The organism is Metabacillus sp. KH_069, assembly GCF_057838075.1.
Genome location: NZ_CM174460.1, coordinates 4,042,668 through 4,067,176, shown reverse-complemented (window position 1 = coordinate 4,067,176; position 24,509 = coordinate 4,042,668). Strand labels below are relative to the sequence as shown.

General features: G+C 41.8%; 27 protein-coding genes and 1 pseudogene. 26 read left to right on the top strand and 2 right to left on the bottom strand.

Annotation, left to right across the window (positions count from 1 at the left end):
- Nucleotides 1-129: 129 nt before the first annotated feature.
- Nucleotides 130-1,254: a glycosyltransferase family 4 protein gene (locus AC3ISE_RS20535; RefSeq protein ID WP_489222409.1), complete on the top strand. Its 1,125-nt coding sequence runs from the start codon at nucleotides 130-132 to the stop codon at nucleotides 1,252-1,254.
- A 135-nt stretch (nucleotides 1,255-1,389) separates the two neighbouring features.
- Nucleotides 1,390-2,472 (top strand): glycosyltransferase family 4 protein, encoded by a 1,083-nt coding sequence (locus AC3ISE_RS20530; RefSeq protein ID WP_489222408.1) that lies wholly within the window; start codon nucleotides 1,390-1,392, stop codon nucleotides 2,470-2,472.
- Between the two features lie 364 nt (nucleotides 2,473-2,836).
- Here the strand turns inward: AC3ISE_RS20530 and AC3ISE_RS20525 are convergent, their stop codons facing one another.
- Nucleotides 2,837-3,838 carry an LCP family protein gene (locus tag AC3ISE_RS20525; protein WP_489222407.1) on the bottom strand — a complete coding sequence of 334 codons (1,002 nt, stop codon included), beginning with the start codon at nucleotides 3,836-3,838 and terminating at the stop codon, nucleotides 2,837-2,839.
- Between the two features lie 19 nt (nucleotides 3,839-3,857).
- The gene (locus tag AC3ISE_RS20520) at nucleotides 3,858-4,493 is read right to left on the bottom strand and encodes a YigZ family protein (protein ID WP_489222406.1); all 636 of its coding nucleotides are present in this window, start codon (nucleotides 4,491-4,493) and stop codon (nucleotides 3,858-3,860) included.
- 139 nt (nucleotides 4,494-4,632) lie between these two features.
- Here AC3ISE_RS20520 and degS point away from each other — a divergent pair, with 139 nt between their 5' ends.
- From degS to secA, 24 genes and pseudogenes are all read left to right on the top strand, one after another.
- Entirely contained in the window at nucleotides 4,633-5,790 is a 1,158-nt protein-coding gene (gene degS / locus AC3ISE_RS20515; RefSeq protein ID WP_070878233.1) for a two-component sensor histidine kinase DegS, read from the top strand.
- Nucleotides 5,791-5,862: 72 nt separating this feature from the next.
- Entirely contained in the window at nucleotides 5,863-6,552 is a 690-nt protein-coding gene (gene degU, locus AC3ISE_RS20510) for a two-component system response regulator DegU (protein ID WP_489222405.1), read from the top strand.
- A gap of 428 nt (nucleotides 6,553-6,980) precedes the next feature.
- Nucleotides 6,981-7,823: a DegV family protein gene (locus AC3ISE_RS20505; protein ID WP_489222404.1), complete on the top strand. Its 843-nt coding sequence runs from the start codon at nucleotides 6,981-6,983 to the stop codon at nucleotides 7,821-7,823.
- Between the two features lie 394 nt (nucleotides 7,824-8,217).
- Nucleotides 8,218-8,397: a Myb-like DNA-binding domain-containing protein gene (locus AC3ISE_RS20500; RefSeq protein ID WP_070878227.1), complete on the top strand. Its 180-nt coding sequence runs from the start codon at nucleotides 8,218-8,220 to the stop codon at nucleotides 8,395-8,397.
- Nucleotides 8,398-8,399: 2 nt separating this feature from the next.
- Nucleotides 8,400-9,866, top strand: coding sequence for an ATP-dependent helicase ComFA (locus AC3ISE_RS20495; protein WP_489222403.1), 1,467 nt, complete (start codon nucleotides 8,400-8,402; stop codon nucleotides 9,864-9,866).
- A gap of 81 nt (nucleotides 9,867-9,947) precedes the next feature.
- Complete coding sequence (gene comFB / locus AC3ISE_RS20490) at nucleotides 9,948-10,229, top strand: late competence protein ComFB (protein WP_070878223.1); 282 nt, start codon at nucleotides 9,948-9,950, stop codon at nucleotides 10,227-10,229.
- The gene (locus tag AC3ISE_RS20485; protein WP_489222402.1) at nucleotides 10,229-10,921 is read left to right on the top strand and encodes a ComFC family protein; all 693 of its coding nucleotides are present in this window, start codon (nucleotides 10,229-10,231) and stop codon (nucleotides 10,919-10,921) included. The genes comFB and AC3ISE_RS20485 overlap by 1 nt, the downstream gene beginning before the upstream one ends.
- A gap of 57 nt (nucleotides 10,922-10,978) precedes the next feature.
- The gene (locus AC3ISE_RS20480) at nucleotides 10,979-11,395 is read left to right on the top strand and encodes a TIGR03826 family flagellar region protein (RefSeq protein ID WP_489222401.1); all 417 of its coding nucleotides are present in this window, start codon (nucleotides 10,979-10,981) and stop codon (nucleotides 11,393-11,395) included.
- A gap of 71 nt (nucleotides 11,396-11,466) precedes the next feature.
- Nucleotides 11,467-11,727 (top strand): flagellar biosynthesis anti-sigma factor FlgM, encoded by a 261-nt coding sequence (flgM, locus tag AC3ISE_RS20475; protein ID WP_489222400.1) that lies wholly within the window; start codon nucleotides 11,467-11,469, stop codon nucleotides 11,725-11,727.
- A gap of 17 nt (nucleotides 11,728-11,744) precedes the next feature.
- Complete coding sequence (locus AC3ISE_RS20470; RefSeq protein WP_489222399.1) at nucleotides 11,745-12,224, top strand: flagellar protein FlgN; 480 nt, start codon at nucleotides 11,745-11,747, stop codon at nucleotides 12,222-12,224.
- A gap of 18 nt (nucleotides 12,225-12,242) precedes the next feature.
- Nucleotides 12,243-13,763, top strand: a complete 1,521-nt coding sequence (gene flgK / locus AC3ISE_RS20465) for a flagellar hook-associated protein FlgK (protein WP_489222398.1) — start codon at nucleotides 12,243-12,245, stop codon at nucleotides 13,761-13,763.
- Between the two features lie 10 nt (nucleotides 13,764-13,773).
- Nucleotides 13,774-14,655, top strand: coding sequence for a flagellar hook-associated protein FlgL (gene flgL, locus AC3ISE_RS20460; RefSeq protein ID WP_489222397.1), 882 nt, complete (start codon nucleotides 13,774-13,776; stop codon nucleotides 14,653-14,655).
- Nucleotides 14,656-14,699: 44 nt separating this feature from the next.
- Nucleotides 14,700-15,269: a DUF6470 family protein gene (locus AC3ISE_RS20455; RefSeq protein ID WP_489222396.1), complete on the top strand. Its 570-nt coding sequence runs from the start codon at nucleotides 14,700-14,702 to the stop codon at nucleotides 15,267-15,269.
- 27 nt (nucleotides 15,270-15,296) lie between these two features.
- On the top strand, nucleotides 15,297-15,725 hold the full coding sequence (gene fliW / locus AC3ISE_RS20450) for a flagellar assembly protein FliW (RefSeq protein ID WP_489222395.1): 429 nt from the start codon (nucleotides 15,297-15,299) through the stop codon (nucleotides 15,723-15,725).
- Nucleotides 15,725-15,943: a carbon storage regulator CsrA gene (gene csrA, locus AC3ISE_RS20445; protein ID WP_489222394.1), complete on the top strand. Its 219-nt coding sequence runs from the start codon at nucleotides 15,725-15,727 to the stop codon at nucleotides 15,941-15,943. Before fliW ends, csrA begins: the two co-directional genes overlap by 1 nt.
- Before the next feature lie 189 nt (nucleotides 15,944-16,132).
- Nucleotides 16,133-16,867 (top strand): flagellin N-terminal helical domain-containing protein, encoded by a 735-nt coding sequence (locus tag AC3ISE_RS20440; RefSeq protein WP_489222393.1) that lies wholly within the window; start codon nucleotides 16,133-16,135, stop codon nucleotides 16,865-16,867.
- Between the two features lie 343 nt (nucleotides 16,868-17,210).
- Nucleotides 17,211-17,324, top strand: a pseudogene (locus AC3ISE_RS20435) (flagellin); the annotation flags it as partial.
- Between the two features lie 149 nt (nucleotides 17,325-17,473).
- The gene (flaG, locus tag AC3ISE_RS20430; RefSeq protein WP_489222392.1) at nucleotides 17,474-17,806 is read left to right on the top strand and encodes a flagellar protein FlaG; all 333 of its coding nucleotides are present in this window, start codon (nucleotides 17,474-17,476) and stop codon (nucleotides 17,804-17,806) included.
- A 15-nt stretch (nucleotides 17,807-17,821) separates the two neighbouring features.
- Nucleotides 17,822-19,600, top strand: coding sequence for a flagellar hook-associated protein 2 (locus AC3ISE_RS20425; protein ID WP_489222391.1), 1,779 nt, complete (start codon nucleotides 17,822-17,824; stop codon nucleotides 19,598-19,600).
- 15 nt (nucleotides 19,601-19,615) lie between these two features.
- Nucleotides 19,616-20,017 (top strand): flagellar export chaperone FliS, encoded by a 402-nt coding sequence (fliS, locus tag AC3ISE_RS20420; RefSeq protein WP_489222390.1) that lies wholly within the window; start codon nucleotides 19,616-19,618, stop codon nucleotides 20,015-20,017.
- Nucleotides 20,017-20,367 (top strand): flagellar protein FliT, encoded by a 351-nt coding sequence (fliT, locus tag AC3ISE_RS20415; protein ID WP_489222389.1) that lies wholly within the window; start codon nucleotides 20,017-20,019, stop codon nucleotides 20,365-20,367. Before fliS ends, fliT begins: the two co-directional genes overlap by 1 nt.
- Nucleotides 20,351-20,749, top strand: a complete 399-nt coding sequence (locus AC3ISE_RS20410) for a DUF8042 domain-containing protein (protein ID WP_489222388.1) — start codon at nucleotides 20,351-20,353, stop codon at nucleotides 20,747-20,749. The genes fliT and AC3ISE_RS20410 overlap by 17 nt, the downstream gene beginning before the upstream one ends.
- A 206-nt stretch (nucleotides 20,750-20,955) precedes the next feature.
- Nucleotides 20,956-21,528 (top strand): ribosome hibernation-promoting factor, HPF/YfiA family, encoded by a 573-nt coding sequence (gene hpf, locus AC3ISE_RS20405; RefSeq protein ID WP_489222387.1) that lies wholly within the window; start codon nucleotides 20,956-20,958, stop codon nucleotides 21,526-21,528.
- Between the two features lie 455 nt (nucleotides 21,529-21,983).
- A complete protein-coding gene (gene secA / locus AC3ISE_RS20400) occupies nucleotides 21,984-24,494 on the top strand; it encodes a preprotein translocase subunit SecA (RefSeq protein ID WP_489222386.1) in 2,511 nt (836 codons plus the stop codon).
- Nucleotides 24,495-24,509 lie beyond the last annotated feature (15 nt).

Below are 24,509 nucleotides of genomic sequence, written 5' to 3'. Positions count from 1 at the left end.
AACTTTGAGTTGAGAAAAGCGGAAGTGCCTTGGTCAGATCCGTTCAGGCCGAGGAGCTAGGTGCTGAAGTTTGCCATCAATGTGCTAAACGTAATACTCTGCTATAACTTTAAAAAAGGAATGGATATAATGAAGAAAATCTGTGTCATCACGTCTGTTCATAACGCATATGACGGACGTATTTATCATAAGCAATGCAAGTCTTTAGTTAAGGCGGGGTATGATGTTTCGCTTGTCGCACCGAAGCCTGAAATGATCCTGGACGATTCAATCAAGCTTATTCCAATCGAAAAGCCAAAGCAGGAATTGAAGCGCTTTTTACATACGTTTACGGTTTTCAAAGCTGCCAGAAAAACAAATGCAGACCTCTATCATTTTCATGATCCAGAGCTAATCCCAGTAGGAGTTCTGCTTCGTATTTTCACCGGGAAACCTGTCATTTTTGATGCTCATGAGCATTATCCGAATGCGATTATGAGCAAAAAATACTTGAAAAGCTGGATGAAAAAACCTGTTCGTCTCATCTACGAGGCAATTGAAAGAATATGTCTTCCCATTTTATCAGGAGTTATTTATACAACGGATGAAGTAGGAGAGAGGTATCAGCGCTATGACTCCTGCAAGATCGAAAATTATCCTCTGACTGAAATGTTTACGCTGAATCATTCCGCGATGAAAGACCCAGACATGGTTCTTTATCTTGGCGGAATCACTCCTATCAGGGGAATTGAACAATTAACAGAGGCCTTTTCATTAGCAGCGGACAAGCACCCGAATGCGAAATTTCTTTTTGTTGGAAGATTTGAGTCGGAAGCCTTTGAGCGGAAAATCAAAGAGAAGGTAAAAGCTTACGGTTTTGCTGACCGTGTGGAGTTTATGGGAAGTGTGCCTTATTCAGAAATCGAAACCTATCTCTCAAAGGCTTCCATAGGAATTATTCCTTATTTGCCTGAGCCCAATCATTTGGTCTGTCTGCCTAATAAATTATTTGAATACATGGCTGCAGGTGTTGCCATTCTGGCTTCAGATTTCCCGCATTACCGGAGAGTGGTGGAGAATTCGGGCAGCGGCCTTTTAATTGATCCTGAGAAGCCTGAATCCATTGCAGATGCGCTGAATGTGCTGCTTGATAACCCTGAAATGACAAAAGATTTTGGTGTAAGTGGAAGAAAGAGTTTCGAAACGACTTATAATTGGGAAACAGAAGAAAGAAAGTTAGTATCGTTTTATAAAAAATTGCTGAAGCAGCAATAGCCATTATTATTTTGTTCAAAAAGAGTTCATACTTAGAATAAAGCGCACAAAATCTTAACAAAATAATAATTGCAAGTTTATATATTTTTGCTATGATGGAGGAAGTGAAAATATCTCACACAAGTTGGTGTAAGCATGTTAGATTATTCTAATTATATTATAGCTTTTATAGTATCGTTTATAGTGGCTGTATCTATTACACCACTTATAAAAAAACTTGCGATTAAAATCGGGGCGGTAGACAAGCCCAACAGCAGAAAAATTCATCAGGGCCTAATGCCGAGGCTTGGCGGTCTTGCCATCTTTATCGGCGTTGTGGCAGGTTACCTGTACCTGCGTCCTGAATCAATGTATATGAAAGAGATTATAATCGGTGCTTTCATCATTATCATGATTGGTATCCTTGATGATCGCTTTACTCTTTCAGCAAAGTATAAGCTTGCAGGGCAGCTGGCTGCAGCTGCAGTCGTTGTCTCATCCGGATTGCTCATTAACAAGATTACCCTTCCGTTTTTCGGACTGATTTACCTTGATTACTGGAGCTATCCTGTAACGATCCTCTGGATTGTCGGCGTCACAAACGCGATCAACCTGATCGATGGATTGGACGGACTGGCAGCGGGCGTTTCATCTATAGCGATGACCAGCATTCTGATCATGGCGTTTACGAATTTTCAGTTTGCAGTTGTATCTCTATGTGTCATTCTGATCGGAAGCACACTCGGATTCCTGATTCACAATTTCTACCCGGCGAAGATTTTTATGGGAGATACCGGAGCCTTGTTCCTCGGATACTCCATCGCGATCCTTTCGACAATGGGATTATTTAAGAACATCACATTATTCGGTTTTATTATACCGATCATTGTTTTGGCTATACCTATTTTCGACACACTCTTTGCGATTGTGCGAAGATTGGTGAACAGACAGAATATCGCTGCACCTGATAAGCTGCATTTGCACTATTGTTTAGTGGACATGGGATTCAGCCACAGAAAATCCGTGCTGCTTATTTATTTCTTCAGTGCATGCTTTGGACTGTCGGCTATTCTTTTCTCAAATGCAACGATGTGGATGGCGCTCTTGATTATGATGATCCTGCTGTTTTTCATCCAGATTACAGCTGAACTCATCGGACTAATTGGGGAAGGCCATAAACCGCTTATCAATGCATTCAGAAAGCTTATGGCTAAGCCTAAGCCTCAAAAAGATAATTAATTCCGCATAGCTGCTGCTGTGCGGTTTTTTTATGTTCTTTTAATGAGGGCTGCGAGTTGGACCAAGTCTTTTACGAGTTGATTAACTCCAGTAAAAATAAAAGGCTGTTTTCGCATAGGTTATTGTTTTCTATTATAAATGTGTCCGTTCCTTTCCGCTCCAGGAACTTGCTTTCCGCGGGGAGCATGGGAGCCTCCTCGGCGTTGCCTGTGGGGTCTTCCATTTCGCTCTATTTTCCCGCAGGAGTCAAGTTCCTTCCGCTACAATCCACTTTAGGTTTTAACATATAGTCTAAAAACAACAATATTTACGATAAGAGTCAAATAAAAAAATCCCTAGCCAATGAGGCTGGGGATTCTCTCTATTAATTACTCTCTAACTTATCATCCTGTGATGTTTGAAGCTCTAAATGCTCTTTCAGTTCATCTCTTACTTCTTCAAGGCTTTCATCATCAGGAATCCAGTAAGCGGCGTTGCCGATGTATTCTCCGACGCCTTCTAGCTTAACTGTATCGATCTTATTCGTGTTAAAGTTGTTGTACTTTTTATAAAAGCCTAATAGCTCGGACATTCTCATGTTGGTTTCAACGTTCTTGCCAACTTCGTTTGTCAGCTGGTCGACCTTCAGCAGAGTGCCTGCTGATACGATTTCATTGATCACTTCTTTTACAACCTGCTGCTGTCTTTCGTTACGTCCAATGTCATTGTTAGGATCCTGCAGCCTCATTCTTGCATAGGCCAATGCGTATCTTCCGTCCATTTTCATCGGGCCTTCGGTGAACTCGAGTTTTTCGGCTTTTGGATCATCACTGTTTTGAGTGAAATCGAAAGGAACATCCACAGTAATGCCGCCAACGATATCGATGATGTTTTTGAAGCCCTCAAAGTTAACTGTTGCATAGTAATCGATCGGAATTTCCAAGAATCCTTCGACTGTTTCAATCGTCAATTCTTTTCCGCCTGTTGAATAGGCTGAATTGATTTTTCGCTTTGTTTCTTTACCTGGGATTTCTACGCGAGTATCACGTGGAAGACTCAGCAATTTCATTGTTTGATCCTTTGGATTGAATGTAGCAACCATAAGTGTATCAGCCCGTCCTCCAGATCCGCCGCTCGAGTAATTTTCAACACCCATTAACAGGATTGAAACCGGATCGTTGGAAATGGTGACCGCCTCATCGCGCAGTTTCGATTTATCTCTTCCTAAATCATCAAATGAATTGTTTGCTGCCTGATAGGTTTGATAAAAAACATATCCAGCGTATCCGCCGACTAATAAAAATAGTATGAAGAACAAAAATAAAATACGTTTAAAGACACTTTTCTTCTTCTTTTTCTTTATTTTTTTAACTTCCTGCCTATTCATAAGTTACTCCTCTGTACATTTAAATTTTTGGCTGTTCCAAATAAATTTGAGCACCTTCGCTGATTTCACCCTGGCCATTAGTCAGCTCCGTCATCCACTCTATGAATTGATCCTTCTGACCTTCTTCGACAAACGTCTCAACCTCAACGTTATCAAGATAATGAATTTCTTTAAGCTGATAGTGTGAGTTTCTCAGTTCATTTTCCACTTTTCCAAGCCATGTATAATCAATCTTAGTATGCATCACCCGAGTTAACTTACGCTCGACGATGCCGATTGCATTCAGGGCTTCAGAGGTTGAGCTTCCGTATGCGCGGATCAATCCGCCTGCACCGAGCTTTATGCCGCCGAAATAACGGGTGACAACGGCAACGGTATCTTTCAGCTGTCTCTTTTTAAGTACTTCAAGGATCGGAACTCCTGCGGTTCCGCTTGGTTCACCGTCGTCATTTGCTTTTTGAATCAGATCGTGTTCGCCGATTAAATAGGCTGAGCAGTTATGTGTCGCATCCCAATGCTTCTTTTTTATCTGCTGAATGAAGGCCTGCGCCTCTTCTTCGGTTTCTGCGCGGTTTATATAACAAATAAAACGTGATTTCTGTATGGATATTTCATGCTCTCCGTATCCTTTTACGGTATAATAGTGTGAAAGCATGCTCGTACACCTCCTTGCAAGCTTATAGAAGGCAAATGGAATTATAAATGCACATTCTTATATTATAAAGCGACAAAATTTTCACTTCAATCATTATATTGTGTGAAGTTTATTTTAACCCATTAGTGGAGGAGATATAGTGGACTCCAAGAAGCTTGACTGCAAAGTGCTTGATCAAATTCTGGATAAGATGGTAAAGACGGTTGACGGCAGCAAAGGCGAGATTTTTAAAATCGGCGAACAGTCCCGTCAGCAATACGAAGAGCTTGTAGAAGAACTAAAACAAATTAAAATACAGGTTAATGATGTGATTGAACAGGGAGACAAGCTTGAGGTCCATGCCAGGTTTGCCAGAAAGCGTCTGTCTGAGGTGAGCAAGCACTTTAAGCAATTCAGCGAGGAAGAGATCCGGGAAGCCTATGAGAAGGCCCACAAGCTTCAGGTGGAGCTCACTATGCTTCAGCAAAAAGAGAAGCAGCTCAGAGACCGGCGTGATGATTTAGAGAGAAGGCTGCTTGGGCTTCAGGAGACGATTGAACGGGCTGAGGTGCTTGTGAGCCAAATCTCTGTTGTCTTGAATTATCTTCATCAGGATCTTCGTCAGGTAGGCATGCTGATTGAAGACGCACAGCAAAAGCAGGATTTCGGTCTGAGAATCATTGAAGCTCAGGAAGAAGAGCGCAAGCGTGTTTCGAGAGAAATACACGACGGGCCTGCGCAGATGCTTGCAAATGTCATGATGCGTTCTGAGCTGATTGAACGGATCTTCAGAGAGCGGGGTTCTGACGAAGGATTTAAAGAAATCCGCAGTCTTCGCCAAAATGTTCGCAATGCCCTGTATGAGGTTCGGAGGATTATTTACGATTTAAGGCCAATGGCACTGGATGACCTTGGACTCATACCGACCCTCAGAAAGTACCTTTATACAATCGAAGAGTATAACGGTAAAACCCGCATCTTATTTTCAAGCCTCGGCGATTTTGAAGAAAACCGGCTTCCGCCGCGTTTTGAAGTAGCGCTGTTCAGACTGGCTCAGGAAGCAGTCACGAATGCTTTGAAGCACGCCGAAGCCCGTGAGATTCAGGTTAAGGTTGAGGTGAATCAGAATAATATCATTCTGATGATCAAGGATAACGGAAAAGGTTTCGATACAAAAGAAATGAAGCAAAATCAGAACAAATCGTTCGGTCTCCTTGGTATGAGAGAGCGTGTAGAGCTCTTAAACGGCCGAATTACAATTGATTCTAAAATAGGTCTTGGGACATTCATAATGATACAAGTGCCTCTCAACGTCTGAAAAAATAGACCAAAGACATATTGACGGCATCACTGTGTAATAGACTAGAATAAAAAAATGGGAGGCGTATGCATGAAGACAAGAATTGCGATAATCGATGATCACCAATTATTCCGAGAAGGCGTCAAACGAATCTTGGATTTCGAACCAAGCTTTGAAGTTGTATCAGAAGGCGATGACGGCGAAGATGCATTAGCCATCGTTGAAGACAGCAAGCCTGATGTTGTCATCATGGACATCAACATGCCAAAAGTAAACGGCGTGGAAGCTACAAAACAGCTCGTGGAAGCAAATCCAGAAACAAAAGTCATCATCCTGTCGATTCACGACGATGAGAACTATGTAACTCACGCTTTGAAAACAGGCGCTCGCGGCTATCTGTTAAAAGAAATGGATGCAGACACACTGATCGAAGCTGTAAAAGTCGTTTCTGATGGCGGATCATACTTGCATCCTAAAGTAACACATAACCTTGTGAATGAATTCAGACGTCTTGCGACAAGCGGATCAGGATCAGGCGGAGGCACAACAACCATCACGACTGAAATCCGACGTCCATTACATATTTTAACTCGCCGCGAATGTGAAGTGCTGCAAATGCTTGCGGACGGAAAAAGCAACCGCGGAATCGGCGAAGCCCTTTTCATCAGTGAGAAAACCGTTAAAAATCACGTAAGCAACATTCTTCAAAAAATGAACGTAAATGACCGTACTCAAGCTGTAGTCGTTGCCATCAAAAACGGCTGGGTGGAAGTGCGATAAAACCTGCTTCGGCAGGTTTTTTTCTTTTCACGGCTCTTTTTTTAGAATGCATTTCTATATCTCTCAAATCCCTGTTATAGTAGATAGCAGGGATTTATTTTTTGTTCTCAATTTATTTACACAGGCTCTTTTCGTAAACATTGTTGTTTTTAGACTATATGTTAAAACCTAAAGTGGATTGTAGCGGAAGGAACTTGACTCCTGCGGGAAAATAGAGCGAAATGGAAGACCCCGCAGGCTCGCCGAGGAGGCTTCCACGCTCCCCGCGGAAAGCAAGTTCCTGTAGCGGAAAGCAACGGACAACATTAATAATCGAAAACAACAATCTATGCGAAAACAGCTTTTACAAACAAAGTAATGAAATGAAAAGGATTATCTTATAAAATAAAAGAACAATAAGAGAAGTCGATTACAAGGATGGTACATATATGAAAACGGCAATAGTTACGGACAGCACAGCTTATATTCCAAAAGAAACACGGGAGCGGTTAAATATTCATATGATTCCGCTGAGCGTGATTTTTGGCGGGGAAGTGTACCAGGAGGAAGTTGAAATTACAGCTGCAGACTTTTATGCAGAAGTCAAAAACAGAGGCGAGCTTCCGACTACGTCACAGCCGTCAGTGGGAAAATTTGTTGAATTATTCGAGGAGCTTTCTAAAGAAAATGATGCGGTCATCAGTGTTCATTTATCAAGCGGAATCAGCGGGACCTACAACGGGGCTGTTTCTGCAGGACAAATGGTCGATAACATTGAGGTATATGCTTTCGATTCAGAAGTCAGCTGCATGGTCCAAGGATTTTATGCTATTGAGGCCGCGGAACTTGCTGCAGAAGGCAAATCGCCTGAGGAAATCATGGCACGGCTGAACGAAGTGAAAAAAACAAATCAAGCTTATTTCATGGTAGATGATTTATCACATTTACAGCGCGGCGGACGTTTAAGCGGTGCACAGGCTATGATAGGCAGCCTCCTGCAGGTCAAGCCAATCCTGCATTTTGTCGACAAACTGATCGTCCCGTTTGAAAAAATCCGCACACGCAAAAAAGCAATTAACCGCATCTACGATCTTTTTGATGAAGTTGCAAGTGCAGGAGACCCAATGCGCGCGGTCATCATTCATGCCAACCGCCCGGATGAAGCTCAGCAAATGAAGGAAGAACTAGAAGCGAAGTATCCCCATGTCGAATACTCCATCAGCTATTTCGGACCGGTTATCGGGACGCATTTAGGAGAAGGTGCGATGGGACTTGGGTGGTATAAGAGATAAGGAATGAGAGACTGACTCTATAGGTCGCAGCTTGCGGCTTTTGGGGTCGGTTTTTTTGATGCAGATGTATTTGTTATATTAGAAAATCTACTAACAAGCAAAATGAAAATTTTAAAAGCGAAAATGAAGATTTGAATCATCATTCTTTTAAGAAACATCCATATAAAAAACGCTCAACTAATTCAATGCACGAGCAATTTTCCCTTGATTTTAGAGGGCCCGCAACGTTCTTTCGGTCCCCGAAACAACAAAATATGAAATTCAACGAAAAAATAACGAAAACGGCACCGAAAATATTGAATCCAGTTTATGTTATTTGTGGATAACACTAGACATTTCCTGCAAAATTTTAGATACTAAGGATAATACTTCATTATGGTAGAGGAGCGATGATATGCAGGAAATTGACATACAGAAACGGGCATACCGACACTGGACGACATTAGAAGACAAAAAACTAGTCGACTTGAGAAAAAAAGGCATTAAATTTAGAGAAATTGCTCAACAGTTAAACCGTACACCTATTAGTGTGGAAAAACGTTTCAGAAAAATCGAAAAAACGAAATTTGATTAAGAATGAGATTTCACATACATAATGGATTGTTGAAACCCACAGAGAAAATCGAAGAAGGACTTCCAATTTCAAAGCATCACCTCCGTGTTAGCCAAATCAATCCATCGTTTACCTATTCCATAGACCTCCAAAAACATCTTCAGGGAAAAAAGCTGCTCATTGATGAAATTCCATTTCCGTTCGAAATCATACAACAGCATTATGAAAACGGCTATATTGAGTATGAGTATGGCTTTGAGAAAGTGAATAAAAAGCAAAAATGCAATCGCTGCAATAACAGTGATCAAAGCATGATTGGTTCATTTAAGTGTGCAAGGTGCGGTGAACATTGCTCTTATTGCCGCGCCTGCATCCTTATGGGAAGAGTCAGCGAGTGTACACCTCTTCTTAAATGGACCGGTCCTGAACCTGAGATCCAGCAGCCTGTTTTTAAAGCGATGAAATGGGATGGACAGCTATCAAAAGAGCAGCAAAAAGGGTCAGACCGTATGCTTGATGCTCTAAAAAATAAAAGCGATCTGCTAATCTGGGCTGTATGCGGTGCAGGAAAAACAGAAATGCTTTTCAAAGGAATTAAACAAGCTCTGCTTGAGAGCAAGCAAGTCTGCATTGCTACCCCGCGCATGGATGTTGTTCTCGAACTTGCTCCTAGACTTAAGTCCGTCTTTCCTCAAGCGGAAATTGCTGCGTTGCATGGAGGAAGCGAAGATCGATTTAAACGAGCTAACCTCGTCATATCCACGACTCATCAGCTTCTCCGTTTTAAACAAACGTTTGATTTAATGATCATCGATGAAGTCGACGCCTTTCCCTACTCAGCTGATCAAAGTCTCCAGTTTGCTGCTGAACGGGCAAGAAAAGAACACAGCTCCCTCATTTATTTAACCGCAACCCCATCCGATGCCCTGAAAAAACAGATCGGCAATCAAGTCAAAATCCCTCAAAGATACCACGGTCATCCGCTTCCTGTACCTGTCTTTTCATGGTGCGGGAATTACAAACGCGCCCTTCAAAAAGGAAGTCTTCCAAAAAATGTTCAAGCATGGATCACTTCCCATCTGGAATTTAAAAAACAAGCCTTTCTATTTGTTCCATCTATACCTATATTAGAAGCAGCGACGGCTCTTTTAAAAAAGCAGAATCCTTTGATAGAAGGAGTCTATGCAGAAAACCCGAACCGCAAGGAAAAGGTTCAGCGCTTCCGAAATGGCGAGGTCCCTATTATTATTACAACCACTATTTTAGAAAGAGGTGTCACCATTCCTAATTCTGATGTCGCTGTGTTAGGTGCAGAGGACAGCGTATTTACAGAGAGTGCGCTTGTGCAAATTGCCGGCCGTGTCGGAAGAAGTGCGAAGCATCCAAGCGGCGATGTGCGCTTTTTCCATTACGGGAAAACGGAAGCGATGATTCGTGCCAAAAAGCATATTCAAATGATGAATGATGCTGCGAAAAAAGTGACTTTGTAACTGTTTAAGGTGTTATTTCTATCCAACATATTCCTTCTGTGGCATAATCATTTAAAAGATGAACAGACAGGGGATAGAGCCTTGGTAGTAAATGCAATGGAACGAATCATGATTGATTTATTATATGAATATAAGACTGCTCTGCAGATGACTTGTACGTGTGAAGAATGCTTAAATGACGTGCTTGCCCTTGTTTTAAACCGTGTTCAGCCAAGATATGTAACCAATCCTGAAAAGGTTGCATATGTAAAAGCGGAATTTGTCGACAAACAGCAGATGACGACATTAATCGTCAATTTAGCTGAATGTGCAAAAATGGTCTCAGATATGCCGCGGTGCGAAAATTATGTTAGAGGTGAGTAATGAACAACTGTCTTATTTGCCATGCTGAACTCGAAAAAGCAGTATCCTGGAGGAGCGTATTTTTTTTAGATGAGCAAGAAACTGCCTGCTGTTCTGATTGTTCATCTAAATTCAGTTTGATAGAAGGTGCTGTGTGCCCGATGTGTGATCGGCCGCAATCGGATGCAAATCCCTGCTATGACTGTGAACGATGGCAAGCAGATCCCGTGTTTGGCAGCGTTCTTGCGGGTAATCGATCTGTTTACCAGTACAATGAATTTATGAAAGAGGTAATCGTCAGATACAAATATAGAGGGGATGCCAAATTAGCGGACCTCTTTTCCGAACCCCTTCGTAACATCTTCTCGAAACACTTCTCAAAGGATTATCTTCTCGTCCCCATTCCTCTAAGTAAAGAGCGGCTTTATGAACGAGGATTCAATCAGGCGCGCCTGCTTGCTGACTTGCTCAATGCTCCCATTCACGAACCTCTCATGCGAATTCACTTAGAAAAACAATCCAAGAAAACAAGAACGGAACGCCTTCAGACTGAAAATGTTTTTTTCATAGAGGATGCCTCTGAAATTTACGGAAAAAAACTGTTTCTGATTGACGATATTTATACAACAGGGACCACAATCAGACACGCAGCCAAACTGCTTATCGACCATGGCGCCGAAAGTGTTTCTTCATTAACACTAGTTCGTGGCTAAACGTTTTTAACCTCAATCCGATAGTAAAGATATAGTACAATGATAGGAGAATCATCAATGGGAGAACTATCGAACTGTCCGGAATGCTACCAGCTATTTGTGAGAACACAGTTTAAAACCGTCTGTGATGCATGTTATAAAGAAGAAGAACAAAAATTCGAAGTGGTTTATGGCTTTTTAAAGCAGAGTAAAAATCGTATAGCAACACTCTTCGAGGTGGAAGAACAAACAGGTGTGGAAGAAGACTTGATTCTAAAGTTCATTAGACAAGGCAGAATTCAGCTGGCTAACTTTCCGAACCTTGGATATCCGTGCCAGAAATGCGGAAAGCTGATCAGAGAAAATAAGCTTTGTACTTCATGCGGAAAAGACATCAAAACTCAGCTGTTTGAATTAGAACAGGAAGAAGAACGCCGGCAAAAAGTCACAGAAAAGCAGGCAACCTACTATACCATTCAGCCTAAAAATAACTAAATATATTAACAACAACTTTTTTCAGCCGATATAGATAGTAACGAGAAGAACGAAAGAATGGAGGAAAAGGGATGAAGATCAATCACTTAAACTCAGCAGGGATTAACCCTTATAAACGGAATACAGAAAAGCCGCAGGAAGCAGCGCAGCCTGCCAAAAAGCAGGATAAGGTAGAAATTTCATCACAGGCTAAAGAGCTTCAGCAGCAAAATGCCATTGATCAGGCAAGACAGGAAAAGGTTGCAGCCATAAAAAAACAGATTGAAACCGGCACCTATACGATTGATCCAAAAGCTATCGCGAACAGCGTGATTAAACACTATCAAAAATAGATTCGGGAGGACTTGCAGTGTCAGCACAGTCATTAATTCTAAAGCTTGAGAAGCTGCTCGGGCTAAATCAGCAGCTATTTCAATTAGCGCAAACGAAAACAGAAGCCTTGAAAACAGAAGACCTGACTGTGTTGCAGCAAACACTCAAGCAGGAACAAATCTATATACAGGCCATCAAGCAAGTGGAAAATGAACGGATCGCCCTTGCTTCGGCTTATTTAAAACGTGAAAATGATTTAACTCTATCGGCCTGCATTGAAAAAGCAGAGGGAGCTGACAAAGAAAAATTTTCAGGTCTTTTTCAGTCATTAACAGAAGTTATGGAGAAGCTGAAGAACGCCAACAAGCTGAATCAGCAGCTTACCATCCAGGCCCTTCAATTTGTCTCGCTTTCATTGGACATGCTGATGCCTAAGGAACAATCTCCAGCCTATAAGCCTCCGGGCGGAACGGCTTCAGCACCGAAACGAAGATCCTTATTTGACTCAAAAGCCTAATGCTCGGAGGAATGAACCATGCGCTCGACTTTTTCAGGTCTAGAAATCGCAAAAAGAGGTATGTTTACACAGCAAAGCGCCTTAAATACAACTGGACATAATATTGCAAACGCCAACACGCCCGGCTACACACGGCAGCGTGTTAATTTTGTGCAGACAGAGCCATATCCTGCGCCATCCATGAACCGCCCTGAGTTTCCGGGTCAGATTGGCACGGGTGTTGAAGCGGGAACCATTGAGCGGGTGAGAGACAGCTTTCTCGATACACAATTCCGCTATGAAAATAACAAAGTAGGCTACTGGGATTCTCGTGCTGATTCTCTTTTGAAAATGGAAGAGATCATGAACGAACCATCGGAAACGGGCCTCTCCAAAAGCTTTGACCGCTTCTGGCAGTCGATGCAGGATCTCGCACTGAATCCTACAAATGCAGGGGCGCGTGCGGTTGTCCGCGAACGCGGGGCTGCAGTAGCAGAAACGTTCAAATACTTATCAACTTCACTTAAAGCAGTTCAAGGAGAGCTGAAAAGTGAATTAGAAGTATCGACAAAAGAAATCAACTCTCTTGCAAAACAGATTAACAGCATCAATATACAAATTTCTGAGATAGAACCGCATGGCTACCTGGCGAACGATCTTTACGATGAACGCGATCGACTGCTTGATCAGTTATCAGGTATTGCGAACATTAAAATTTCAAATGAAAAAAGTGGTGGAAATTCGCTTTCCATTGCTGAAGGATCTGTAACGATTGAAATCATTGGAGCTAACGGGCAATCTCTCGGAACGCTAGTTGATGGTAAAAATAAAGCTGTCAATGATATCAGCATTGGGTTTTCTTCTGATAATGGACTGGTAGACTCAGTTTCCATCGGATCAAATGCAATAGATGTAAAAGATTTTGGCAGTGTTGGAGAAATCCGCAGTCTCATAGATTCGTATGGATACAATCTTGACGGAGAAGCAACTGGGCTGTATCCAGACATGCTGGGACAGCTTGATCAATTGGCCTACAGTTTTGCGACTGAAGTGAATAAAGTTCAGGAAGCAGGATACAGCATCAAGCGGATTGAAGAAGGCGGCGCAAGCAGTACAACATTTTTTGATTTTACTAACATGACCAATCCGCCAAAAGATGCAGCATCTTTGTTAACACTTCATCAATCTATCGTTGACTCAACTGATAACATTGCAGCTTCTTCAAATGGCAACATCGGTGATGGCAAAAATGCGCTTGCACTTGCAGAAGTGAAGAATCAGACCTTCTCATTCGGAGGCAAAACGACAACAATCCAGGACTTTTATGAAAGCTTAATCGGAGGCATGGCCGTTGACGCACAGGAAGCAAACCGCTTAGTCAGCAACAGTGATGTGCTCCGTTCAGCGGTCGACCAGCGCCGCCAATCAGTCAGCGCCGTTTCACTGGATGAAGAGATGACAAACATGATCCAATTCCAGCACGCATACAATGCTTCAGCCAAAATGATTTCCTTGCAGGATGAAATGCTCGATACCATTATTAACGGACTAAGAAGGTAGGTGAACAATCATGCGCGTAACCCAAAGCATGCTCGCAGGCAACTCGCTCCGCAATCTAAGCAAAAGCTATGAAAAAATGGGCACCTACCAGGACCAGCTCGCAACCGGCAAAAAAATCAACCGTCCTTCAGATGATCCAGTGATAGCCATGAAGGGGATGCACTATCGCACAAACTTAACCGAAGTCGAACAATACCAGCGCAACATATCGGAGACCTATCAGTGGATGGAAAACTCAGAAGCTGGGATTGAACAAGGAACACAAGTTTTGCAGCGTGTGCGTGAACTGATGGTTCAGGCCAGTAATGGAACGAACGGACCTGAGGATTTAAAAGCAATCGGTGCCGAGATTAAACAGTTGAAGGAAGATTTAGTCGGTTCTGCGAATACGCAGGTGGCAGGGAATTATATTTTTAATGGGACGCAGACGAAAGTAGCCCCTGTTACTTTGAATGCTGATGGCACAGTATCAGTCAACATAGACAAGTCACCCTTTGAAATTGAGGTTTCTAAAGGTGTTCAATTGAAAGCGAATATTAATTCCGACAATGTTTTCAGCGAGGATTTATTTGCAGTGATGGGCTCTATAGAAAAGGCGTTAAGTTCAGGTAATGCATCCGGATTAGACGGATTACTTTCTGATCTTGACGGCAAAATGGACTTAATGTCAGCGGAACGTGCAGAGCTTGGAGCGAGGTACAACCGCTTAGAGCTCATCGAAGATCGAGTAGGCAAGCAAGAAATTGTCTCCACGCGCATCCTCTCAGAAAATGAAGATGCAGATTTAGAGAAGGTCATCATGAATATGACTGCACAAGAAAGCATCCACCGCGCTGCATTATCGGTTGGCGCAAGAATCATTCAGCCAACATTAATGGACTTTTTAAGATAAGCTATCTTTTTAAAAGATAGCTTTTTTACTAGGAGGACGGCCATATGAATATTCCTCAAATCAGGTTAGAAAGCAGATTTGCTAAAATAGGTTTAGAAACGGTCAATGCTACACTTGCAATTCAGCAGCCCAAAGCTGACCTGTCCATCAAGCAGCCTAAGGCAGAGCTATCCATTCAAACTACACCAGGCAAGCTAACGATCGATCAGACAAAAGCAAGAGAAGATGTTGATTTAAAACATATTTCTAAGAGGATAGCTGAAGCAGCTGATCAAGGTCACCAGGACGTTCTTTCCGGCATTGCAAGACGCATTCAGCAAGGCGATGAACAAATGAGAATTGAAAATGGCGGCAGGCCTCTTACAGCTCAGGTGAAAAAAAACAGCGAACGCGAAATCAAGCAATTCAACATTGGATTTATCCCGTCGCATTTCAGCGTCATGCTCGACTATCAGCCTGCTGAAGTGAATATTGATGTGAAGACCAATGCTCCAATTATTGAGAGTAACATCAACAAACCGATCATGGATTATAAAGCCGGAGAGGTCAAAGTAGAACTCGCTGAGAGAAACCAGCTGAAAATAGACTTCGTTTCAATCGACAGAAAGATTTAATAGACTTTAAACAAAGGAATGTGAAGCATGTTAATTCAAACGAAATATCATGGTGAAGTAACACTTGATGAAGCGCAAAAAATCACTTTCGAACATGGAATTCCGGGTTTTTTAGAGGAGAAGAACTACACCTTGCTTCCGCTAGAAGAGGGTTCATCATTCTTCATTCTTCAATCGATCCAATCCCAAAACACCGCATTCGTCGTCACAAGTCCCTTTTTCTTTTTCAAAGACTATGAATTTGATTTGGATGAATCTACAAAAGAATCATTAATAATAGAATCTCCAAATGATGTTGAAGTTTATGTTATTTTAACAGTGAGTGATCCGTTTACGAACTCCACTGCAAATTTACAAGGTCCGCTGATTTTAAATAAAGGCAAAAAATTGGGCAAGCAGCTCATCCTAAACCAGCCGGAGTACACAACTAAACACCGTTTATGGGAGGGAGCATAATGCTTGTTTTAACTAGGAAAACTGGAGAAGCCATTAAAATTGGCGATGATATTGAACTTTCAGTGATATCTATTGCTGGCGACCAAGTGAAAATTGGCATCAATGCTCCTAAGAATGTAGATATCCACCGCAAAGAAATCTACCTCTCGATTCAAGAAGAAAATAACAAAGCAGCAGACGTTTCCTTAGACATGCTTGCTCAACTAAAGAACAGATAACCTTAAGCACATTCGCTTAAGGTTTTTTTTATAAATATTTTCTAAATGCTATAAAACAACTCCAGATCATGTCGATATAAGTAGTGTAACAAGCAGAACCAACAGGCGGCCGGCTGTTGTGACCTGCATGTATATAAGAATTCACATGGATGTGGATTACTACACTTATTTCAAGGAGGAAATTATAAAATGAGAATTAATCATAATATTGCGGCTCTTAATACTTACCGTCAATTAAACGGTGCTTCTGAAGCGCAAGGTAAATCAATGGAAAAATTATCTTCAGGTCTTCGTATCAATCGTGCTGGAGATGATGCTGCAGGTCTTGCAATTTCAGAAAAAATGCGTGGGCAAATCCGTGGGTTAGATCAAGCATCAAGAAATGCTCAAGATGGTATTTCATTGATTCAGACAGCGGAAGGAGCATTGAATGAAACTCATGCAATTCTACAGCGTATGCGTGAACTTTCTGTTCAATCTTCCAATGATACTAATGATACTACTGTTGATCGTGCAGCACTTGATCAAGAGTTTAAAGACTTAGCAACAGAAATTACAAGAATTTCAACAGATACAAAATTTAATGGTAAAGCATTACTTGATGGTGCTGCTACTACTACATTTGAGATTCATGTTGGAGCAGATGCAGGGCAGGCTATTACAATTAATCTAACAACTACTGGATTTGGAGCGGCACAATTAGGAGGAGACTTAACAACCGTGTCTCTAGCTACACAAACGGGCTCTGATAGTGCAATTACAGCTGTTCAAACTGCAATTGATACAGTCTCAACTGAACGTGGTAAATTAGGTGCTCTTCAAAATAGACTAGAGCATACAATTAATAATGTGGACAATGCCTCTGAAAACCTAACTGCTGCGGAATCTCGTATCCGTGACGTAGATTATGCTTTAGCTGCTTAAGTAGTAACAAGCACAGTCGTCCTGGCTGGTAACGGCCAGAGATCATAATTGGGTGAATTGCTGGAAACCCCTTAGAGCTTTTCTTGCCACAACGCAGTTGGAAACGACAGGCGTGAAGGTCAGAAAAAAGAAAAGATTGGGCAATCAGCAGCCAAGCTCCTGTGAGGAAACTCTGGAGAAGGTTCAACGACTAGGATAGACCATCTAAGGCGAGAGCTATGGTGATGAAATCCGTAGGTGAAGCAGTGTGGTTCAGCATTGTGATCCGAAGTGCCCAACCCCTACTAGATTGCTAGAGGGTGAAGATATAGTCTGGTCATTTATGAAAGTAAATGTTCGCGCGATGGCGAAAGAAATGATGAACCAAACAAAGAATTCTATTCTTTCTCAGGCTGCTCAAGCTATGCTTGCTCAAGCTAATCAACAACCACAAGGTGTTCTTCAATTACTTCGTTAATTGGATCAAAGACTCTAGCCATGCTAGGGTCTTTTTTATGCACATACCTCTATTCAATATTTAAGCTGAATTTAAACTTTAAGCCTTCAACATCCTTTAAGTCCAACCGATATAACCATTAGAACATTAATCCCAAGGAGCGACCCACCATGATGATCGAAAAGATGTCATCGCAGCCTGGTCCACGCATCTCAGAAATCGACACGAACTCTATTAAACTTCCAGAACATATAAAAGAAGAATACAAGCCTGCATTTCCGAAAGAAGAATTAGATAAATTTGTAAATAGTATTAACGATTTCCTTCAGCCGGCTAACACGCATATTCAATTTCAGCTGCATGAAAAGCTGAACGAATATTACGTGACAGTCGTTGATAATCAAACAAAAGAGATTGTACGAGAAATTCCATCGAGAAAAATGCTCGATTTGTATGCAGCTATGACAGAGTTTTTAGGCTTTGTTGTAGACAAGAAAATTTAGAGAGGTGATTTTAGCATGGTTCGAATAGGTGGTTTGGCAAGCGGAATGGATATTGATTCACTTGTAGGCGATCTCATGAAGGCAGAGAGAATGCCGCTTGATAAATTAAAGCAAAACAAACAAACGCTTGAATGGCAGCGGGATGGCTATCGTGAAATGAACAGCCTGCTGTTTGCATTCCGTAATGCGACTTTCGATATGAAGCTCTCCAGCAACTACCGTGCCCGCGCCACGAACAGCTCGAATTCCGATAAAGTGACGGCAACTGCTACGAGTTCGGCAAGCACATCATCCTACAGTATTTCAAAAGTAGACCAGCTTGCTTCGGCTGCAACAAAGGTAAATGCAGGTGCGATTTCAGCAGCTGGATCAAAGGTTGACCCGTCAAAGTCTCTTTATGAAATAAAAGATTCGTTTGCCAACCAAAATTTTAACTGGCAGACAGGTACGGTGAAAAATCAGACGATTACTGCTGCTGCCGATGGAAGTACGTTTATTCTCAAGTTAGAGAGCGGAGAGATTCTAAAAAATTTCGATAAAGATGCTGTCATCAAAGCAGATGGGAAATCTTTTACCCTCGTAACAGGAACGCCTCAGGCTGGTGAAGCTAAGATCGATAGTGACGGGACCCTTACATTCGGAGAGTCAATTAAAAAAGGCAGCTCTATTAAAGTAGATTATGTAATTGAAAGTACAGACAATTACATGTCTTTTGATATGCAGACACACACGTCCAAAGGGCAAATCAAAGAGAACTTTCTTATCCAGGGAACCGAATCCTTAAATACCGTTTTTACTAAAATTAATTCATCTCAGCTTGGTGTTACCGCTTTATATGATTCTTTTTCAGATAAAATTACTCTGACCAGAAAAGAAACAGGTGACTTTAACACGGCTGGCAATGAAATTGTTACTTCTGCGGGTTTCTTGAACAATGTATTGAAATTTGGTTCTGGAACGGAGACGGGAGGCCAAAACGCAAAATTCACGGTGAACGGTCTATCAACTGAGCGTACATCGAACACCTTTGAAATGAGCGGGGTTACGTTCACTCTAAAAGACACATTCACAGCAGCAGACCCTGCAGTATCAATTAACGTCACAAACGACACGAACGCTGTCTTTGACAACATTAAAAAGTTCGTGACTTTATATAATGAAACCATTGCTAAAATCCAGGGTAAAACAGATGAAACACGCTACCGTGATTACCAGCCACTATCGGATGAAGAGCGTGAATCTTTAACGGATAAACAGCAGGAACAATGGGATGAAAAAGCACAAAGCGGACTTCTCAGAAAAGATTCCATCTTAACTGGTGCACTCAGTCAAATGCGTTCAGATTTTTATTCCACTCTATCAGCCGCATCTGGCTCGTCTTTCACTCATTTGTCCAACATTGGCATCTCAACTACTTCAAACTATCGTGAAGGCGGCAAGCTGATCATCGATGAAGCGAAGCTGAAAAAAGCGATTGAAGAGAACCCTGAAGGTGTGGAGAAGCTTTTCACAAGCAATGGGCCGACAAGTGGTGAAAAAGGAATTATCACAAACCTTTATGACAACTTGAAGACTACAATGGATAAGCTGAATGCGAAGGCAGGAACATCAAGCTCAACAAGCCAGCAGTTTACAATCGGCAGAAACCTTACATCGATTGACAATCAAATTTATCGTTTTGAAGACCGGTTAACGCAAGTGGAAGACCGTTATTGGGCGCAGTTCACGGCGATGGAAAAAGCGATTCAGCGCTCGAATGATCAAATGAATTATCTTATGCAGCAATTCGGTTAAAAAGGAGTAATAAAAATGGCACTTAACAACCCTTATCAAGCGTATCAGCAAAATTCTGTGAGTACAGCTTCACCGGGCGAATTAACGCTGATGCTTTATAATGGCTGTCTTAAGTTTATTAAACAGGCACGCCAGGCAATTCAGCAGAAAAATACGCAAGAGAAAAACCTCAATCTGCAAAAAGCACAGCGGATCATTCAGGAACTGATGATTACGTTAAATCCTGAGGCTGCTGTGTCAGAATCGATGATGTCTATGTATGACTATATGAATCGCCGTTTAGTAGAAGCCAATATTTCTAATGACATGGCTATTCTTGATGAAGTGGAAGAGTATGTAACGGAGTTTCGCGATACGTGGAAGCAAGTGATTCAATCCACCCGCAAGCAGCAGTTCGGTCAAGGCGGGCAAGTCTAGTGAGTGCTGTAAACAAACTGCATCAGCTTACGAAGCAATTGCTGTTAGAAGTGCACGGTGCAGCGGATAAAGACATGAGAGACAGCCACATCGTGAACATCCAGGATTGGATTGAGCAGCGTGACAGCCTGATCCATCAGTTAAAGACTCCGTACAATCGTGAAGAAAAACAGCTTGGCAAAGAGATTACGGAATGGAACGCCATCATTCATGAGAAGCTGAGTCTGCTGAAACAGGAAATTAAAAACGATATCACTCAGCTCAGAGTTCAAAAAGCATCGAATCAAAAGTACGTTAATCCTTATCAGAACACCTCAGTCGATGGCATGTATTATGATAAACGCAAATAAATCGCTCACTCAAAGTGAATATGAGCTTTTTTATTCGTATAACGAGCTGCTGAATTTTATAGAGGAGGATCTTCACTATTTGATTCAGAGCTTCGAATCCATGGAATATACTGAAGGAGAACGCGTCATGGATGACCTTGTGGATGCGTTCATCCAAATAGATACGACACATTCCGGCATGTTTCACCTGGCAGAAGATGATGAGTATCTTCAAAATCAGATTCTCTTATTTGATCAGATCATTGAAGAATTGAAGCCGTTTACATTGAATAAGGACGATGCGTTTTTATTCCAAGTTTTTATTAAAGAAGAGCTTTCCGTCATGTTCCTTAAGTGGAAAAGGGAGGTGCAGGCATACCTTATGCCATACCTTCTCCAGTAATCTCATCTGCATCCGGATGGGATTTTTTCTATAGAATAAATAAAGATTCCCCGGCATATTCTATTCACATCCTTCTAGGGCAGTCATTCAGCCGCAATTTTCAACAAAATTCACATAGGTTTAACATTATTTTTACGTTTGAGCAGGAATACTAGAGGGAAAAGAAGAATTAAGTTTACATATCCTTTACAAAGGAGGAGTTCATTTTGAATTATAACGTCAGAGGCGAAAACATTGAGGTAACTCCAGCTTTAAGAGAGTATGTCGAGAAGAAAATCGGCAAACTGGAACGCTATTTTGAGGATTCAATCGAAGCAAACGTAAATGTGAATTTGAAATTCTACAATGATCAAGAATCAAAGATTGAAGTAACGATTCCAATGACCAATTTAGTGTTGCGTGCTGAGGAATACAACGAGGATATGTACGCTGCCATCGATCTTGTAACAAACAAGCTTGAGCGTCAGATCCGTAAACATAAAACGAAAGTAAACCGCAAATTGCGCGAGCAGGGTTCTGCTAAATTCATGTTCGCTAATGGAACAGACGAGCCGGAAGGTGCACAGACACAAACGGCCGTTCAGGAAGAAGAAGATCAAATTCAAGTTGTCCGCACGAAGCGCTTTAACTTAAAGCCGATGGACAGTGAAGAAGCGATTCTTCAAATGAACATGCTGGGCCATAATTTCTTCGTTTTCACAAATGCTGAAACGAATACAACGAACGTGGTTTATCAGCGTAAAGACGGCAAATATGCAATTATTGAACCAACTGAATAATACAAACCATCCAATGCAGTCCGTTCTTTGAGCGGGCTGCATTTTAATGTGACCGGATTTTATCTTGGTCTTATTTTTTTGCTCCTTTCATAAACTTTGTTGCTTATAGACAAAATGTTGATACCTTAAGTGGATAGCAGCGGATAAACTTGACTCCTGCGGGAAATAGAGCAAAATGGAAGACCCCACAAGCAAAGCCGAGGAGGCTTCCATGCTCCCCGCGGAAAGCAAGTTCCTGGAGCGGAAAGGAACGGACAACATTTATCATGAAAGACAACAATCCATATGAAAACACCCTATTCTTCATACTAGAAACATGCTTTTTTTGTGCATACCCGATATACTGTTGAAAACATTAAATATATGGTAAAATAGATAATAGTTTTGAAATTTCTAGCGGGTTCTCATGAATACTGTTCATGTATGGCACTTCATTAGACAGAGGAGCGTATAAAATGCTTGGAATCTTAAATAAGGTGTTTGATTTTAACAAACGTGCATTAAATAAATATGAAAAAATGGCTAATCAAATAGAGTCGCTTGCATCAGATATGGAAAAGCTTTCTGATGAAGATCTAAAAGCGAAAACGCATGAGTTCAAAGGCCGAATTGCAAAAGGTGAGAGCGTCGATGACCTTCTGACTGAAGCATTCGCAGTCGTACGTGAAGCTGCAAAGCGTGTTCTTGGCTTATATCCTTATCCTGTTCAGCTAATGGGGGGTATCGCCCTTCATGATGGGAATATTTCTGAGATGAAAACAGGGGAAGGTAAAACGTTAACTTCCACAATGCCTGTTTACTTGAATGCTCTTTCTGGAAAAGGCGTTCATGTTGTAACAGTCAATGAATATTTAGCAAGCCGTGATGCTGTTGAAATGGGCAAGCTGTATGAATTCCTTGGTTTAACAGTAGGCTTAAATACAAACGGCCTTTCAAAAGAAGAAAAGCGTGCAGCTTATGCGGCTGATGTAACGTATTCTACTAATAATGAATTAGGCTTTGATTACTTGCGCGATAACATGGTGCTTTACAAAGAGCAGATGGTTCAGCGTCCGCTTCATTATGCTGTCATCGATGAAGTTGACTCCATCTTGATTGACGAAGCGCGTACACCGCTGATTATCTCCGGCTCTGCTGCAAAGTCAACCATGCTTTATGTGCAGGCAAACGGTTTTGTCCGTTCTCTTAAACGTGATGAAGATTATACGTTTGATGAAAAAACGAAAGGCGTTCAGCTGACAGAAGACGGTATGTCCAAAGCTGAAAAAGCATTCCATATCGAAAATCTTTTTGATCTTACACATGTTTCATTGAATCATCATATTAATATGGCATTAAGAGCGCATGTTGTGATGCACAATGATGTAGATTACGTAGTTGAAGATGGAAATGTTGTCATCGTTGACCAGTTTACAGGACGTTTAATGAAAGGCCGCCGCTACAGTGATGGTCTTCATCAGGCGATTGAAGCTAAAGAAGGTTTAGAGATTCAAAATGAGAGCATGACGCTTGCGACGATTACGTTCCAGAACTACTTCCGCATGTACGAGAAGCTTTCCGGTATGACGGGTACTGCGAAAACGGAAGAAGAGGAATTCCGCAACATTTACAACATGCAGGTTGTTGCGATTCCTACAAACCGTGATGTTGTCCGTGATGACCGCGCCGATCTTGTTTACCGTTCAATGGAAGGCAAGTTTAAAGCGGTTGTGGATGATGTAACGACTCGTTATTTTGCAGGGCAGCCAGTATTGGTTGGTACAGTCGCTGTTGAAACGTCAGAGCTTATTTCTAAGCTTTTGAAGAAAAAAGGTGTTCCTCATAATGTTCTTAATGCGAAGAACCATGAACGCGAAGCTGAAATTATCGAGAATGCCGGTCACCAAGGCTCTGTTACAATCGCAACAAACATGGCAGGACGCGGTACAGATATCAAACTTGGACCTGGTGTAAGAGAGCTTGGCGGTTTAGCTGTTATCGGTACGGAGCGTCATGAATCCCGCCGTATTGATAACCAGCTCCGCGGACGTTCTGGCCGTCAGGGAGACCCTGGTGTGACTCAATTCTACCTTTCAATGGAAGATGAATTGATGAGACGCTTCGGTTCTGAGAATATGATGGCGATGATGGATCGTCTCGGCATGGATGATTCACAGCCGATTCAAAGTAAAATTGTTACCCGTGCGGTTGAGTCTGCACAAAAACGTGTTGAGGGCAATAACTTTGATGCGCGTAAACAGCTTCTGCAATATGACGATGTTCTTCGTCAGCAGCGTGAAGTCATTTACAAGCAGCGCTTTGATGTTATTGATTCAGAAAACCTTCGCAGCATTGTTGAAGGTATGGTTACATCAACAGTTGAGCGCGTTGTTGCCATGTACACTCCTAAGGACGAGCTTCCTGAGGAATGGAATCTTGAAGGACTGCTTGATTATCTGAATGCCAATCTTCTTGAAGAAGGCATCTTTACAGTGAATGATTTCAAAGGAAAAGAATCTGAAGAAATCACTGAGCTAGTGCTTGAGAAAACAAAAGCACGCTACAGCCAAAAAGAAGAAGCGTTCGGCGAAGAGCAGATGCGCGAATTCGAAAAGGTTATTCTGCTTCGTGCGGTTGATACGAAATGGATGGATCATATTGATGCGATGGATCAATTGCGTCAAGGTATTCACCTTCGCGCATATGGTCAGACAGATCCGCTTCGCGAGTATCAAATGGAAGGCTTTGCAATGTTTGAAAACATGATTGCATCGATTGAAGAAGATGCTGCAAAATATATCATGAAAGCAGAAATCCGCAACAACCTAGAGCGTGAGGAAGTTGCAAAACCACAGGAGGCCGTTCACCCGAAAGAGGGAGACGAGGCGCCTAAGAAAAAACCTGTGAAAAAGCAGATGGAAATTGGCCGAAATGAAGCATGTGTATGCGGAAGCGGCAAAAAATACAAAAACTGCTGCGGTAAGTAAATCAGGAAAGAGAGG